Annotated in this window: 14 protein-coding genes and 4 tRNA genes; 13 read left to right on the plus strand and 5 right to left on the minus strand. The window is 66.0% G+C overall.

Features of this window, described 5'->3' with window-relative positions:
* Nucleotides 1–465 (plus strand): thioesterase family protein, encoded by a 465-nt coding sequence (locus NU688_RS00410; RefSeq protein WP_257858570.1) that lies wholly within the window; start codon nucleotides 1–3, stop codon nucleotides 463–465.
* 3 nt (nucleotides 466–468) lie between these two features.
* Here NU688_RS00410 and NU688_RS00415 read toward each other — a convergent pair whose 3' ends face one another.
* Nucleotides 469–642, minus strand: coding sequence for a hypothetical protein (locus NU688_RS00415; protein WP_257858571.1), 174 nt, complete (start codon nucleotides 640–642; stop codon nucleotides 469–471).
* A gap of 6 nt (nucleotides 643–648) precedes the next feature.
* Here NU688_RS00415 and NU688_RS00420 point away from each other — a divergent pair, with 6 nt between their 5' ends.
* From NU688_RS00420 to NU688_RS00445, 6 genes are all read left to right on the plus strand, one after another.
* Nucleotides 649–1,008: a hypothetical protein gene (locus NU688_RS00420; RefSeq protein WP_257858572.1), complete on the plus strand. Its 360-nt coding sequence runs from the start codon at nucleotides 649–651 to the stop codon at nucleotides 1,006–1,008.
* A complete protein-coding gene (locus tag NU688_RS00425; RefSeq protein WP_257858573.1) occupies nucleotides 1,005–1,211 on the plus strand; it encodes a hypothetical protein in 207 nt (68 codons plus the stop codon). The genes NU688_RS00420 and NU688_RS00425 overlap by 4 nt, the downstream gene beginning before the upstream one ends.
* 379 nt (nucleotides 1,212–1,590) lie before the next feature.
* Nucleotides 1,591–1,667, plus strand: a tRNA-Arg gene (locus NU688_RS00430).
* 39 nt (nucleotides 1,668–1,706) lie between these two features.
* Nucleotides 1,707–1,904, plus strand: coding sequence for a short-chain dehydrogenase (locus NU688_RS00435; RefSeq protein ID WP_257858574.1), 198 nt, complete (start codon nucleotides 1,707–1,709; stop codon nucleotides 1,902–1,904).
* A gap of 25 nt (nucleotides 1,905–1,929) precedes the next feature.
* Nucleotides 1,930–2,003: transfer RNA gene (locus NU688_RS00440), tRNA-His, on the plus strand.
* Nucleotides 2,004–2,059: 56 nt separating this feature from the next.
* Nucleotides 2,060–2,623, plus strand: a complete 564-nt coding sequence (locus NU688_RS00445) for an HNH endonuclease (RefSeq protein ID WP_257858575.1) — start codon at nucleotides 2,060–2,062, stop codon at nucleotides 2,621–2,623.
* 91 nt (nucleotides 2,624–2,714) lie between these two features.
* On the opposite strand, the gene NU688_RS00450 is transcribed toward NU688_RS00445, so the two are convergent.
* The gene (locus NU688_RS00450; protein WP_257858576.1) at nucleotides 2,715–2,957 is read right to left on the minus strand and encodes a hypothetical protein; all 243 of its coding nucleotides are present in this window, start codon (nucleotides 2,955–2,957) and stop codon (nucleotides 2,715–2,717) included.
* 206 nt (nucleotides 2,958–3,163) lie between these two features.
* Between NU688_RS00450 and NU688_RS00455 the strand changes: the two genes are divergently transcribed.
* Nucleotides 3,164–3,586, plus strand: coding sequence for a hypothetical protein (locus NU688_RS00455; protein ID WP_257858577.1), 423 nt, complete (start codon nucleotides 3,164–3,166; stop codon nucleotides 3,584–3,586).
* A gap of 76 nt (nucleotides 3,587–3,662) precedes the next feature.
* Here NU688_RS00455 and NU688_RS00460 read toward each other — a convergent pair.
* Nucleotides 3,663–3,738 (minus strand) — tRNA-Lys (locus tag NU688_RS00460).
* A gap of 144 nt (nucleotides 3,739–3,882) precedes the next feature.
* On the opposite strand from NU688_RS00460, the gene NU688_RS00465 reads away from it, so the two are divergent.
* The gene (locus NU688_RS00465; RefSeq protein ID WP_257858578.1) at nucleotides 3,883–4,590 is read left to right on the plus strand and encodes an SDR family NAD(P)-dependent oxidoreductase; all 708 of its coding nucleotides are present in this window, start codon (nucleotides 3,883–3,885) and stop codon (nucleotides 4,588–4,590) included.
* A gap of 50 nt (nucleotides 4,591–4,640) precedes the next feature.
* On the opposite strand, the gene NU688_RS00470 is transcribed toward NU688_RS00465, so the two are convergent.
* Nucleotides 4,641–4,716 (minus strand) — tRNA-Ala (locus NU688_RS00470).
* A gap of 89 nt (nucleotides 4,717–4,805) precedes the next feature.
* Between NU688_RS00470 and NU688_RS00475 the strand changes: the two genes are divergently transcribed.
* The gene (locus NU688_RS00475) at nucleotides 4,806–5,672 is read left to right on the plus strand and encodes an alpha/beta hydrolase (RefSeq protein ID WP_257858579.1); all 867 of its coding nucleotides are present in this window, start codon (nucleotides 4,806–4,808) and stop codon (nucleotides 5,670–5,672) included.
* A 25-nt stretch (nucleotides 5,673–5,697) separates the two neighbouring features.
* Here the strand turns inward: NU688_RS00475 and NU688_RS00480 are convergent, their stop codons facing one another.
* Nucleotides 5,698–6,675 (minus strand): GMP reductase, encoded by a 978-nt coding sequence (locus NU688_RS00480; RefSeq protein WP_257858580.1) that lies wholly within the window; start codon nucleotides 6,673–6,675, stop codon nucleotides 5,698–5,700.
* Nucleotides 6,676–6,880: 205 nt separating this feature from the next.
* On the opposite strand from NU688_RS00480, the gene NU688_RS00485 reads away from it, so the two are divergent.
* From NU688_RS00485 to NU688_RS00495, 3 genes are all read left to right on the plus strand, one after another.
* A complete protein-coding gene (locus NU688_RS00485) occupies nucleotides 6,881–9,292 on the plus strand; it encodes a UvrD-helicase domain-containing protein (protein WP_257858581.1) in 2,412 nt (803 codons plus the stop codon).
* Between the two features lie 108 nt (nucleotides 9,293–9,400).
* On the plus strand, nucleotides 9,401–13,228 hold the full coding sequence (locus NU688_RS00490; protein WP_257858582.1) for a DUF2339 domain-containing protein: 3,828 nt from the start codon (nucleotides 9,401–9,403) through the stop codon (nucleotides 13,226–13,228).
* On the plus strand, nucleotides 13,225–14,712 hold the full coding sequence (locus NU688_RS00495) for a DUF3999 domain-containing protein (RefSeq protein ID WP_257858583.1): 1,488 nt from the start codon (nucleotides 13,225–13,227) through the stop codon (nucleotides 14,710–14,712). Before NU688_RS00490 ends, NU688_RS00495 begins: the two co-directional genes overlap by 4 nt.
* The last annotated feature ends 12 nt before the right edge of the window (nucleotides 14,713–14,724 follow it).

The raw sequence follows: 14,724 nt of genomic DNA on the forward strand, positions 1-14,724 counted from the left end.
GTGAGTGATGCCACGCATGTCGACTTGGCGGCGCCGAGTGCGGAATTCAGACGACCGCGGCTGATCCGGTTTTCGGACTGCGATCCGGCGGGCATCGTGTTCTATCCGCAGTACTTCGTGATGCTCAACGGGCTGGTCGAAGACTGGGTGAACGAAGGGCTGGGCCTGAGCTACCACGGGCTCGTGGCCGAGCGCCGCATCGGTCTGCCGACCGTGAAGTTGGAAGTGGACTTCCGCGCCGTGAGCCGCATGGGTGACCAAGTGATGCTCGGGCTCGCCGTTGAACGGTTGGGCTCACGCTCGATGACGTTGGCGGTGCGCTGCTTCGGTGCCGAGAGCGGCGAAGTGCGGATGCAGATGGCGCAGGTGATCGTCACGACATCGCTCGAGACGCATCGCGCAGTTGCCATTCCCGATGACATGCGCGCGGCGATCCTGCGCGACGCGTCGGCGTTGGCGAGTTGAATTTCAGGGCGCCGGGTCGGCGTCCTGCGCGTGTTTCTTCAGCCAGCCGCCGAGTTCTCTCTTGCCCTTGGCATTGGCCGTGCGCCACGCCTCGCGCGCAGCCGTGATGAAGCGTTCTTCCGCCGCATCGGGCACCTCGGAGGGCCGGTCTTCCTTGTCGAGCCAACCAGGCTCCACGTCGCAATGCCGCTCGATCTGCCGCGCGAGGTTGTCGCCGATGGGCCGGGAGCTCTTGATCTGGCTCCACATGCTCGGGGAGATTTCGATCTTCTTCGCAAAGGACTGATCCAGCCCTTTGGCTGGCAGACCGGCGGCAATGGCGCCCTCAAGAAAGCGGCGATGCAGCGCAAGGACATTGCGACGGCGCGCGACGGTGGTATTGGGCACTGTTCAAAAACAACAACAAGACAAGAAAAGATTGTCCCGGTTGTTGACGTCGCCGTAAACACTATTTACAGTTGCCCTCATTCGCGGCTCAAGCCGTACCTTTTTTCCAACCCCTTACAGCCGACAGCGGCAATTTTTGACCAGGAACCATCGTGAACACCGCATTGACCCTCACCAACATTCGACCCGCATCGGGCCGGGCGTTCGTGCGCGTGTGGTCGTGTGGCGGTGGGTTCGGCATGCCGTCGTCGTCGAAATCGAATCTGCGCCAGAGCTACGTGCATGCCACGCAAACCGCAGCCCGTCTGCGCGTTGGCAAGTTCGAGGATCAGGTGCTACCGGGTGGAGGTTGCGCATAGGCGCATACCTTCCAAGCTCTCTCAAGCAGAGGCCCGGACACCGAAAGGTTTCCGGGCCTTTTTGTTTTGTTTTTTGCTTTTGTGCTTTGCCATTTCGGGTGTGCCTTCACCACACCGCCAGGACCCACCGCGTAGACGGTCTGGCGGGATGTGCAGGAACTGATCCCTCCTGTGCAGCGACGTCGTACGGGGCAGCGCCCAGCGCGCTGTCCGTCGCGTGAGGACACAACCGAAATGGAAAAGCGGTCATTCGTTTTTTCGCATCGAACCCGAGCGGAACCGGGCCATTGCAGATGGTCCTTCCGCGGAAACCGGCCGCAAAGATTGGGCGGCGCCGGAACCCGTAACCGGACACTTTTTATTTTCGTTTTTCATTCATCCCGCGTTAGCTCAATGGATCAGAGCACTTGCCTACGAAGCAAGGGGTTGCACGTTCGAGTCGTGCACGTGGGGCCATTTTTGTTTTGCTGTCACCACAACAACCAAGGAGTCACCATGCGCAAGCGCAATACCCCGATCCGGATGATCACCGTGCGCCCGACCCAGCCGCGCAAGCGCATGGTGCTGGCATTGGCGCAACGCTTCGGCATCGGCTGGCGCACGACGGAAAGTCTGTCCGCGTCGCCTAGCCACGAGCGTGCGGTCGAAGGTCTCGACCTTGACCAGCGCGTGCGTGAAGTGGGCGAGTGGTAGCCGGCCGGTCAGCTTCTTCTCTACGGTGCGCGTAGCTCAACGGCAGAGCCGCGGGTTGTGAGCCCGCTGACGACGGTTCGATTCCGTTCGTGCACCCCACCCATCTTTTTCTCTTCAACCCCTTCGACCATCGCCGCAAAAGGAGGCGAGCCATCATGCATCCTCACGTCCTGCAACTAGATATTCAGGGCACGCCGCAAGCCTGGATTTCGCTGGAGCAGGCGGTGCTGCACTACGCCACCGGATCGGTCGCCTGGGAAGACGGCGTCCTGCCGCTGGCCACGCTGCGCGGCGGTTTCAACGTTGCGCGTGGTGTGCAGTCGCGCATCGAAGTGGCGCCCATCATCGCGCTGCGTGGCGCGTCGAAGATCAACCTGTTCGACGTGGTGCCCGGTGTCACCAAGAGCAAGCTGGTGCGTCGCGACCGTCACACCTGCGCGTACTGCGCGGGCGTGTTCCACGAACGCGATCTGCAATGCGAGCATGTGCTGCCCGAATCGCGCGGTGGCCCGTGGACCTGGACCAACCTGGTGAGCGCGTGCGCCGTCTGCAACAACAGGAAGGCCGCGCGCACGCCGGAGGAAGCCGGCATGCCGCTGGTCTATCTGCCCTATGTGCCGAGCCGCTTCGAGAGCTTTCTGCTCGAAGGCCGCAACATCCGCGCGGACGTGCACGAGTGGCTGGCGAAGCGGCTGCCCAAGGGCTCGCGGCTTCAATGAGAGGGAGGGGGCTGTGCACTGGCTTGACGACCCTCATGAAAAAAGCCCGCTGTCGTCGGACAGCGGGCTTTCTATTGTGCGGATGGAACGTTCAGCGCCCGACGCCGAAGAAGCGATAGGCGATCACCCCAGCAGCCGCGAGGCCACCGACGATGATGCAGAGCACCTTGGTGACCCGACCATTGCCGCGCCTGGAGCGGCCCCAGTGTTCCGGCCCGATCAGGTCGATGGGGACGGTGGGTTTGCCTATGTCGGAAGCCTTTTCCATGGGAGAAATATAGCGCAGGCCGGAAATCACTTTGCCCGGCCGGTGGATTGTGTTGTCACCGGGCATCGCTGGTCGCGCTGGATGAGGGAGGGCAAAAAATAACCCGCCGAAGCGGGTCCAACGAGCTTTTCGCTTCGAAGTTGATGTCCCTGGAATCTTGATTGTTGTGATGCGTGACAGCGGGTACAAGATGCCATGTCATGCACGGGACTCTGTAGATTTGCGTTATCGAAGACCAGAACTGACAGTCTTAAATGTGAAATAGTGCATATATGAACAAAGAAATCATCCTTGAGAGTTTGACGCGCGCGCTCGAAAGCTGGATTCGCAATGCTTCCGCGGAGCAGCTCTGGCAGGTGCACCAGACGGGTGGGCTTGGCGCATCCATTCATGCGGAGAGCGACATCGTCCAGGTGCGTGTCGTACTCGGCGGTCCGCGCAATGCGCTGTCGGACATCGGCAAGACCGATGGGCGGTTGCCAGTCACTGAAGCGTTTCTGGGCAAGAGCGTCGCCGCCTGGGGCACGCCGCCTGCGCAGGGCAGTCCCGCGCGGGAACAGTGGTTCCTGTCGAACGAATTGGCCCAGGAACATGCGCGCCAATATCTGGCGGCCGAGGTCGACGAGAAGCGTGATGTGCTCGCGCGTTTCGTCGACGACTGGATGACGCGGCAGGGTGAGGCGGGTTCGCCGTGACGTGATGTCGGCGAGCAAATAAAAAAGCCTGCGACCGGTGAGGTTGCAGGCTTTTTCAGCGTTTCCGCCATGTTGGTGGTGGGCCCTGAGTGACTCGAACACTCGACCTACGGATTAAGAGTCCGCTGCTCTACCAACTGAGCTAAGAGCCCCTGCACTGTAAGCGACTAGCGTTTTCAGGCAAGACCACGAGTATATCCCAGAATTTTCCGGTGTCCAAAAAAATTGTGAACCGCGGCGTTAGGATGCGCCACCGACGGGGCCATTCCCCTCCTCACAATCAGGAGCATTTTCTTATGAGCGATGCAAACACCACGCCCCATGTCGTGATCACCGGTGCTGCGGGCGCGCTGGGTCGGGCCATGGCGCAGCACTTCCTTGAGCAAGGCGCACGCCTTGCACTGGTCGATCACCATGCAGGTCGATTGGCCGAGGTCTTCCCGGGGCTCGACAACTCGCAGCACCTGCTGCTCGCAGGCGACGTGACCTCGGCACCCGACATGGCCGAACTGACCGGCCAGGTGCTCAAGGCATTCGGCCGTGTCGACGCGCTCGTGCACATTGCCGGTGGCTTCGAAATGGGCGAGGCAACGCATGCGCTGTCGCGTGCGAGCTGGGACCGCATGATGAATCTCAACGCTTGGTCGTTCGTCGCGGTGACGCAGGCCGTGCTGCCCTCGATGATCGAGCGCAAGGCCGGCCGCATAGTCGCCGTGACGGCGAAGGTTGCGGCGCGCGGAGTGCCGGCAATGGCCGCGTACATCGCATCGAAGAGCGCATTGCAGCGCTTGGTGGAAGCGATGGCTGCCGAAGCCGCGCCGCACGGCGTCAGCGTGAACAGCGTCGCACCGAGCGTGCTGGACACACCAGCGAATCGCCAGGCGATGCCCGATGCCAATCCGGCCGAGTGGGTGTCGACGTCGGTCGCGGCGCAGACCATCGGTTTTCTCGCATCGCCTGCCGCGGCGGCGTTGCATGGCCAGCATCTGACGCTCGATACCTGAGCGCCAAAAAGAAAAGGCCTTGGCGGTTGCCAAGGCCTTTTCAAATCGGTTGGTGGAGAGGATGAGGATCGAACTCACGACCTCCGCATTGCGAACGCGGCGCTCTCCCAGCTGAGCTACCCCCCCAACACGACGTAAATTCTAACCAGACTCCCGTCCCGGCGCACGTTGTCGTGCCAAGATTCGCGCCTCGCAAAACCAAGAGCAGCAATCGCATGGCCTCGTACGACCCCGCCTGGCTGGAAGGCATGTACAACAACCTCGCGCGGGTGAAAAACCATCCGGCGTACTTCGAGCGCTGGACGCGCGAATCGGCTGCGGTACGTGATGCCTTGCCGGGCCGGATCGACCTGCGCTACGGCGAAGGCCCGAACGAAACGCTCGACATTTTTCCGGCGCCGATCCCCGACGCGCCGGTCCTGGTCTTCATCCACGGCGGCTACTGGCGCGCGATGGACAAGAGCCAGCATTCCTTCATCGCGCCATCGTTCAACGACCGCGGCATCTGCGTCGTCGTGCCCAACTACGCGCTGTGTCCCGGGCCCGTCGAAGCGCCCGTCACCGTGCCGGATATCCTCATGCAGGTGCTGCGTGCGCTCGAATGGACCTGGCGCCACGTCACGGCCTACGGCGGCGATCCCTCGCGCATCACCGTCGCGGGACATTCGGCCGGTGGCCACATGGCGGCGGCCTTGTTGTCCTGCGATTGGAAAGCAGTCGCACCCGATCTGCCCGCGCAGCTGGCGCGCAATGCGCTCTCGATCTCGGGCCTGTACGACCTACGACCGCTGCAACGCACACCGTTCCTGGAGCACACGCTGAAGCTGACCGATGCAGATGCCCGTCGTGCGAGCCCGGCGCTCTGGCCCGCGCCGCCGCGCGGCCAACTCTACGCGGCTGTTGGTGGCGAAGAGAGCCCCGAATTCATCCGCCACAACGCGATGATCCGCGACGCCTGGGGCCGCAACGCTGTGCCGGTGTGCGAGGTGCTCCCGGGCCTCGACCACTTCGGCGTGGTCGATGCATTCGCAGATCCGGCCCACTCGCTGCACCGCCACGCGGTGCAACTGCTCGAAGCCTGACCGGCACGGTCCCGGAGCGAGGCGGCTACATCAGCAGGTGTTCGCCCGCGTTGTCGCCGCCCAGCGTGACGTAGTTGACCTTGCGGATGTCCATCAGCGTGCGGCCGCCCGCATAGCTGATGGAGCTCTGCACGTCCTGCTCCATCTCGACCAGCGTGTCCGCAAGCTTGCCCTTGATCGGTTCGAGGATGCGCTTGCCCTCGACGTGCTTGTACTCGCCCTTGTTGAAGTCGCTGGCCGAGCCGTAGTACTCCTTGAAGAGCGTGCCGTCGACCTCGACCGTCTTGCCCGGCGATTCTTCATGCCCTGCGAACAGCGAGCCGATCATCACCATCGATGCACCGAAGCGCACGCTCTTGGCGATGTCGCCGTGGTCGCGAATGCCGCCGTCGGCAATGATCGGCTTGGTCGCCACGCGCGCGCACCACTTGAGCGCCGACAGCTGCCAGCCACCCGTGCCGAAGCCGGTCTTGAGCTTGGTGATGCAGACCTTGCCCGGGCCGATGCCGACCTTGGTTGCGTCCGCGCCCCAGTTCTCCAGGTCGATCACCGCTTCGGGCGTGCCGACGTTGCCGGCGATCACGAAGGCCTTGGGCAGCTTCTCCTTGAGGTAGCCGATCATGTTCTTCACGCTGTCGGCATGACCGTGCGCGATGTCGATCGTGATGTATTCGGGCACGAGACCTTGCGCCACCAGCTGGTCGACGGTCTCGTAGTCGGGCTTCTTCACGCCGAGCGAGATGGAGGCGAACACGCCCTTGCCCTGCATGTCCTTGACGAACTTCACGTTGTCCAGGTCGAAGCGGTGCATCACGTAGAAGTAGCCGTTTTGCGCGAGCCACAGGCAGATCGACTCGTCGACCACCGTCTTCATGTTGGCCGGCACCACCGGCAGGCGGAACGTGCGTTCGCCCAGCGTCACGCTGGCGTCGCATTCCGAGCGGCTCTCCACGCGGCACTTGCGGGGGAGCAAAAGGATGTTGTCGTAATCGAAAATCTGCATGACCAGGCTCCTGAAAGGAATCGTTGAAAAAAACGAATGAGCGCTTGGTCCGGCCGGTCATTGCGGCGTCTTTCAGCAAAAGACGGGCACAAAAAACCGGGCGCAAGAATCTTGGGCCCGGTGATTGATTTTACGCGGTGTCCTGAAGGCAGGTCTTCCAGTTCTTCGTATAACCCGCATACGCGGTGGTTTCTACAATCGGTGGATGTTGTTTAACGATCCTGCGGCTGATGCCAACCCCTCGGAACTGCCGCTGTTGCAGAACCTGAACCCGGAGCAGCGCGCTGCGGTCACCTTGCCACAGGGCAATGCGCTCATCCTGGCGGGCGCCGGTTCCGGCAAGACCCGGGTGCTCACCACCCGCATCGCCTGGCTGCTGCAGACCGGCCAGGTCTCCGCCGGCGGCATCCTCGCCGTGACCTTCACCAACAAGGCCGCCAAGGAAATGATGACGCGGCTGACGGCGATCCTGCCGGTCAACGTGCGCGGCATGTGGATCGGCACCTTCCACGGCCTGTGCAACCGCCTGCTGCGCGCCCACTGGAAGCTCGCCAACCTGCCTTCCACCTTCCAGATCCTCGATACGCAAGACCAGCTCTCGGCCATCAAGCGCCTGATGAAGCAGTTCAACGTCGACGACGAGCGCTTTCCCGCCAAGCAGACCCAGTGGTTCATCGCCGGCGCCAAGGAAGACGGCCTGCGTCCGAAGGGTGTGGAGATCCGCAGCGACGACGACCGCAAGAAGGTCGAGCTCTACCAGCTCTACGAAGAGCAATGCCAGCGCGAAGGCGTGGTCGACTTCGGCGAGCTCATGCTGCGCAGCTACGAGCTGCTGCGCGACAACGATCCGGTGCGCGAGCACTATCAACGGCGCTTTCGCCACATCCTGATCGACGAGTTCCAGGACACCAACCGCCTGCAGTACGCGTGGATCAAGATGCTCTCGGGCCACACGGTCGGCGGCCAGTTCACGCCGAACCCGAACAACAGCGTGATCGCGGTGGGCGACGACGACCAGAGCATCTACGCCTTCCGCGGTGCGCGCGTGGGCAACATGGCCGACTTCGTGCGCGAGTTCGACGTGCAGCACCAGATCAAGCTGGAGCAGAACTACCGCAGCTACAGCAACATCCTCGACTCGGCCAACGAGCTCATCAGCCACAACAAGAAGCGCCTGGGCAAGAACCTGCGCACCGACCAGGGCCCGGGCGAGCCGGTGCGCGTGTACGAATCGCCCACCGATCTCGCCGAGGCGCAGTGGATGGTCGAGGAAATGCGCCAGCTCGTGCGCGACGGCTTCGACCGCAAGGAGATGGCCGTGCTCTACCGCAGCAATGCGCAGAGCCGGGTGATCGAAACGGCGCTCTTCAATGCCTCGGTGCCGTACCGCGTGTATGGGGGCCTCCGCTTCTTCGAGCGCGCCGAAATCAAGCACGCGCTGGCCTACCTGCGCCTCCTGGAGAACAAGGACGACGACACCAGCTTCCTGCGCGTCGTCAACTTTCCGCCGCGCGGCATCGGCGCACGCACGCTCGAAACCCTGCAGGACGCGGCGCGTGCGGCGGGGCGTTCGCTGCATGACGCGGTCAGCGTGGTTGGCGGCAAGGCGGGCGCGAACCTCACGGGCTTCGTCGCCAAGATCGACGTGCTGCGGGAGCAGACCCAGGGTGTGAGCCTGCGCGAAATCATCGAGCTGGTGCTCGATCACAGCGGCCTCGTCGAACACTACAAGGCCGACCGCGAAGGCGCCGATCGACTGGAGAATCTGGACGAACTGGTGAATGCGGCCGAGAGCTTCGTCACGCAGGAAGGCTTCGGCCGCGATGCGGTGGCGCTGCCGGTCGATGAACTGCGCCAGTCGCCCGCGAGCCAGGGCATCGATCCGACCCGCCCGGTGCTCGACGAGCCGCTCGCCCCCGACGCCGAAACCGGCGAAACGCTGAGCCCGCTGGCGGCGTTCCTCACGCACGCCGCGCTCGAGTCGGGCGACAACCAGGCGCAGGCCGGCCAGGACGCGGTGCAGCTCATGACGGTGCACGCTGCCAAGGGCCTCGAATTCGACTGCGTGTTCATCACCGGCATGGAAGAGGGCTTGTTCCCGCACGAGAACTCGATGAGCGATTTCGAGAGCCTCGAGGAAGAACGCCGCCTGATGTACGTGGCGATCACGCGCGCCCGCAAGCGCCTGTACCTGAGCCATTCGCAGACGCGCATGCTGCACGGCCAGACCCGGTACAACGTCAAGAGCCGCTTCTTTGACGAACTGCCCGAAGGCGCGCTCAAGTGGCTCACGCCGAAGAACCAGGGCTTCACGCCATCGGCCTTCGGCTACGGCGGCGGCTACGCGAGCACGCGTGGTGGCAGTGGCGGCTACAGCGGTGGAAGCAGCAGCTACGGCGGCAGCAAGGACACCTTCGCCAGTCCGCCGGTGCCACCGCAGAAGACCGCACCGTCGCACGGCCTGCGTTCGGGCATGCAGGTGTTCCACAACAAGTTCGGCGAGGGCACGGTGGTGGCCCTCGAAGGCTCGGGCGACGACGCGCGCGCGCAGGTCAAGTTCACGCGGCACGGCGTGAAGTGGCTGGCGCTGTCGGTGGCCAAGCTCACGCCGGTCTGAGGCTGCTACCAAACCTATAGCTGACAGCATAGGCCGGGCGGGCGCCGCAGCGGCTTCAGCCTAGATCAGCCGTACACTCCGGACTCGCCAAAACATGGGGAGTCAGGGATGTGGTTCATAGGCATGATGGCCGGCCTGTTCATTGGGGCGCTGTTCGAATCGGTGCCCGTGGCGCTGGTTCTCGCACTCGTCGGCGCGTATGCGTTCTCGCAGCTGTTCGGCAAGAAGAAAAAGGATGCGCCGCAACGCACCGAGGCTGAAGGCGGCTTGCCGGACGGCCGCACCGTTGGCACGCCGGCCACGACGGCACCCGCTGGCGGCGTGCTGAAGCTGCAGCAGCGGGTGACCGAGCTCGAGGAGCGGGTCAGCCAGCTCGAACGCCGGCTCGCGCAGGGCCCAAGCGAAGTAGTCGTGGCACCGGCCACGCCGGTCAGCGATCTCGCCACCTCCATGGCCGGCACGCCAGTGGCCGAATCGCCTTCACTGCCCTTGGGTCAACCGGCGACCGCACGCGCCGCCGAGATGACGCGGCCCCGCATCTCGACCATGCAGGTCCCGCAACCTGTCGTCGTTGCCAAGGAGCCCGCCGCAGAGGCGCCTGCCGCACCCGTCGTTCCCGCTGCCGACAAACCCGCCGCGCCACGTCTGCCTGAAACCGTCGCCACCCCTGCGCCGGTCGCCGTGCCGCCGCTGGTTCGCCGTCCACCCCCGCCGCCGCCATCGGTCCCGCTGCGCGACCGCCTGCCCGCACCGATCGCCAACCTGATCTTCGGCGGCAACATGCTGGTGAAGCTCGGCGTGCTGATCCTGTTCCTCGGCCTGGCCTTCCTGCTGCGCTACACGGCCGAACGCGTCACCGTGCCGATCGAACTGCGCTACGCCGCGGTCGCCTTGGTGGGCGCGGGCCTCCTGGTGCTGGGCTGGCTGCTGCGCCACAAGCGCGCGGGCTATGCGCTGATATTGCAGGGGGCAGGCATCGGCGTCTTCTATCTCACGACGCTCGCGGCCATGAAGCTCAGCGGCCTGCTGCCGGCCAGCGTGGGCTTCGCGTTCCTGTTCGGCGTGGCGGTGCTCAGCGCTGCGCTCGCGGTGCTGCAGAACGCGCCCTTGCTTGCGATCGTCGCCGCGCTCGAAGGCTTCGCGGCGCCGGTGCTGGCATCGACCGGCTCCAACCAGCCGGTGGGCCTCTTCACCTACCTGCTGGTGCTCGACGTGGGCATCGTGCTGATCGCCTGGTTCAAGGCCTGGCGCGTGCTCAACCTGATCGGATTCGTCGGCACCTTCACGCTCGCGGCCGGCTGGGCGCACAAGTACTACACCGACGACCAGTACGGCATCGTGCAGCCGTTCCTCGTCGTGTTCTTCCTGCTGTTCACTGCCATCGGTTTGTTCTTCGCGCGCCGCACGCTGTTCGATGCGCCGGTGCAGCCTGCGCAGCCGCTCGCAACGCGCGCGCTCGACACCTTGCGCCGCGCCGGCCGGGTCGACAGCTCGCTGGTGTTCGGCACGCCGATGGTCGCCTTCGGCATGCAGTACCTGCTGATGCGGCCGTGGGAGTACGGCGCCGCCTTCTCGGCGATGGCGCTCGCGGCGTTTTATCTCGTGATGGGGCGGCTGGTGTTCGCCACGCAGCCCAAGGGCCTCGCGCTGCTGGCGGAGGCCTACGCCATCGTCGGCGTGATCTTCGGCACGCTCGCCATTCCGCTCGGCCTCGAGGGGCAGTGGACCGGCGCGGCGTGGGCGGTCGAGGCGGCCGGCATGTATTGGCTGGGTGTGCGGCAAGGGCGCGTTTATGCGCGCGCCTTCTCGTTCCTGGTGTTCGCCGGTGCGGTGTGGAAGCTGCTCGAAGCCACGCAGCTCGACGGGGCCGCCGGGCATCCGCTGCTGCAGGGCTCGGTGATTGGCCCGCTGCTGGTGGCGGCGAGCGCCTTCGCGATGTGGGCCATGCATCGCCGCGCCAAGCTCGATGAAGGCGACAGCCTCGAAGCCATCGTCGGCAGCGCCTTGCCGTGGCTCGGCATGGCCGCGCTCACGCTGCTCTTGTGGCAGTGGTTCACACCGCCCTGGGCCGCGGCGGCGACGGCCGTGCTCGCATCGGTCACCTTCGCGGTTGCCGTGCGTTTCGCGCTGCTGCCGTTCACCTATGTGAGCTTCGGCATGCAGGCGCTGGCGGTAGCAGGCTTCATCGCCACGCTGCACCGCGCAGGCGATGGGCTCGATGCCGGGCAGGCGCTCGAGAGCGGCTGGCAAGGCGCCGCGGCCGCCTGCCTGATCGCGCTCAGCGTGCTCGGCAGCGCCGCCTGGTCGATGCTGCAGGCGCACCGCGCGGCACTGGCGCGTGGCGTGCAGCCCGTGTGGTCGGTCGGCAATGTGGTGGGCGTGATCGCGGGCGCGGGCCTGTTGCACCTAGCGATGCTGTTTCAGATCAGCCTTGCCCAGGCCGCGCTGCTGTGGCCGCTGACCGCCACCGTCGTGCTGTGGGTGGCGCTGCGCATGGCGCACCTGCCGCTCGCGGCGTTCGCGGGCGTGCTGCATGCGGTCTCGGCGATCCTCTTCATCGTGCTGGCGGAGATGGGCGGCGACATGCGCGTGCTGCGCCCCGCCTTCGGGCATCTCGGCTTCTGGACGCCGGTGGTGCTGGGCCTTGCGGCGCTGCTGGCCGGCGACTGGCTGCGCGACGAAGCGCGACCGCGCGCGGGCGAGCCCGCCGGCGCGGCGCGCAAGCGCTGGGTCAACGCGTGGTGCGCCCTGCCTGCGGTGCTGTGGACGCCAGTGGTCTGGGGCCTGGGCTGGTGGCTGTTCGGCATGCTGGACGAAAGCGTCCGGGTGCTGAACCTCCACGCGCTGGCGAGCCATGTGCCCGCAGTTGCAATGGCAGTGGTGCTCGTGACGTCGGTGCTCAGCGCGCTCGTGGCGCATCGACGCAATTGGTCGCAGCTTGGCCAGGCGACGATCGCCGCGCTGCCCGGTTTCGGCCTGATCGCCGCCTACGGCATCGCAGGCGGGCTGACGCTGTTCTACGTGCCGTCGAGCGCGCTCGGCTGGATCGCGTGGCCGCTGGCGCTCGTGTGGCACCTGCGCCTGCTGCGTGCGCAGAAGCGCTGGCTCGATGCCGCGGCGCTGACGCCGTTCCACGTCGCGGGCTTCTGGCTCTTCCTGCTGCTCGCGGCGCGCGAATGCCAGTGGCAGCTCGGCCGCGTCGGCGCCGAGTGGTCGAGCTGGCAGTTGCTGGGCTGGGCCATCGTGCCCGCGCTGGTGCTGTGGGCGCTGCGCTCGCGCGTGCTGCTGCAGCGCTGGCCGCTCAGCGAATACCGCAGCGCCTACCTGGAGTTCGCCGCAACGCCCGTGGCGGTGTACCTGCTCGCATGGGTGTGGGTCACCAACGCCGTCAGTCCTGGCGATGCGGCGCCGCTGCCTTATGTGCCGCTGCTCAATCCGCTCGAACTTGCGCAATGGCTTGTGCTGTTCGCGTTGGTGCTCTGGTGGCGCGCGCTGCCACAAGGCTCGTTCGCGCGCGTGCAGCCGATGGTCGCGAAGGGCGCGGTCGGCTTCACCGGCCTCGCGCTGCTGACCGGCATGGTGCTGCGCGCCTGCCATCACTACGCGGGCGTCGAGTGGCGTTTCGACGCGCTCTACGCCTCGTGGCTCACGCAGGCGGCGCTGTCGATCACCTGGGCGATCTGCGGCGTGGTCGCGATGGTGCTCGGCCACGGGCGCAGGGTGCGTACGCTGTGGATCGCGGGTGCCGCGCTGCTCGGCGTGGTGGTGCTGAAGCTGTTCTTCGTCGAACTGGCGGACCGCGGCGGGCTGTTCCGCATCGTGTCGTTCATTGCTGTCGGTGCCTTGCTGCTGCTGGTGGGGTATTTCGCGCCGGTGCCGCCGAAGAAGGAAGAGCCGGAGCCGAAGACGGCGCCGGCTGAAGGAGGTGCGGCATGAGCGGCCGTTCGATTCGCGTTGTCCTTGTCGCGCTGATGGCTGCGGCTGGCGTGGCGCAGGCGCAGCCGGTCACTTCCGCCCCCATCGCGCTGCAGGGCGCCGGGCCGTACCACCGGCTCACGCTGCCACTCGCCATCTACGGCCGCGCAGCCTACGGCGACCTCGGTGACCTGCGGGTCCACAACGCCGCCGGGCATGCCGTGCCCTATGCCTGGCTGCGCAACGAAGCGGCCGCGCCGCGCACGGCCTCGCGGGCTGTGCCGATCTTTGCGCTGCCGAGCAACACCGCATCGGCCGACGCCGCGCTGGTTTTCACCGTGCGTCCCGATGGCTCTTTGGCGCTTGACGGCAAGACCACCGCCAAGCCGAACGACGCGACGCAATGGCTCATCGACGTGAGCCAGGTCAAGGGCAGCCTGCTGCAGGCGCGCTTCGAGGTCGTGCCCGATGCACGCGGCCTGTTCGCCTTCCGGCTGGAGGCCAGCGAGGACCTGCGGCAATGGCGCCCAGTTGGCGGTGAGGAACAACTGGTGCGCCTGGCCCACGGCGGCCAGACCATCGAGCGCATGGCGGTCGACCTCGGCAACCTGCGCACGCGCTTCCTGCGTTTGCGCTGGAGCGATCCGCAGCAAGGCGCACCGCTTTCCAAGGTGGAGATCGACAGCGTGCAGGAGGTCGAGCCGGTGGCGCCGATCGAATGGTCCGGCGCGCTGAAGCCGGAGCGCTGCGCCGAGGACTATTGCGACTACCTGCTGCCGCGCGGCCTGCCGGTGCAGAGCCTGCGCATCGACCTGGCCGACATCAACACGCTGGCGCAGGTCGGCGTCTCGGGCTTGCTCGATGCCACACCGGCTTCGGCGACGCCGCCGCAGTTCGTGCCGCGCAACCCGCTCTACGCGCTGCGGCACCAGCAGCGCCGAACGACGCCGTTGCCCACCGGCCCGGGCGAGGCGCCGCTGCTCGACGCGGTGGTGTACCGGCTCGCGCAGGCCGGCGGCGAAGCGCGTTCGCCCGTGCTGGCGCTCGACGGTGCGGTGTATGCGCGCCTGCGGCTGCGCACTTCCGGTCCGGTGAGCGTGCTCGGTGCGATGCCGCCGACGATTGCGGTGGGCGCCACGCCGCGCACGCTGGTGTTTCTTGCACAGGGCGGCGCGCCGTTCTCGCTGGCGTGGAGCGCGGCGCCCGACAAGGGCGCGGTTCAAGGTGCGGTGCCGGGAGCACCGCTCGCGTTGTCGACGCTGATCCCGGGCTACGCCGCGGACAAACCCGTCGTGGCGGACGACGCTTCGGTCACGTTGCCCGTGGCCGCGGTGGAGGCTGCCGTCGCTGCCGCCGCGCTCGCGCCCGTTCCGGAGACGGCGCCGAACGATCCGTCACGCAAGTGGTGGCTCTGGGGTGCTCTCGGTGTCGGCCTGCTGTTGCTCGCAGGCATGGCGTGGTCGCTGTTCGCGAGCCTGCGCAAGGACCGCGCCTCGGCGGACTGAGCGGACTGACCG

It is taken from the genome of Variovorax sp. ZS18.2.2 (assembly GCF_024701975.1).
GTDB lineage: Bacteria > Pseudomonadota > Gammaproteobacteria > Burkholderiales > Burkholderiaceae_C > Variovorax.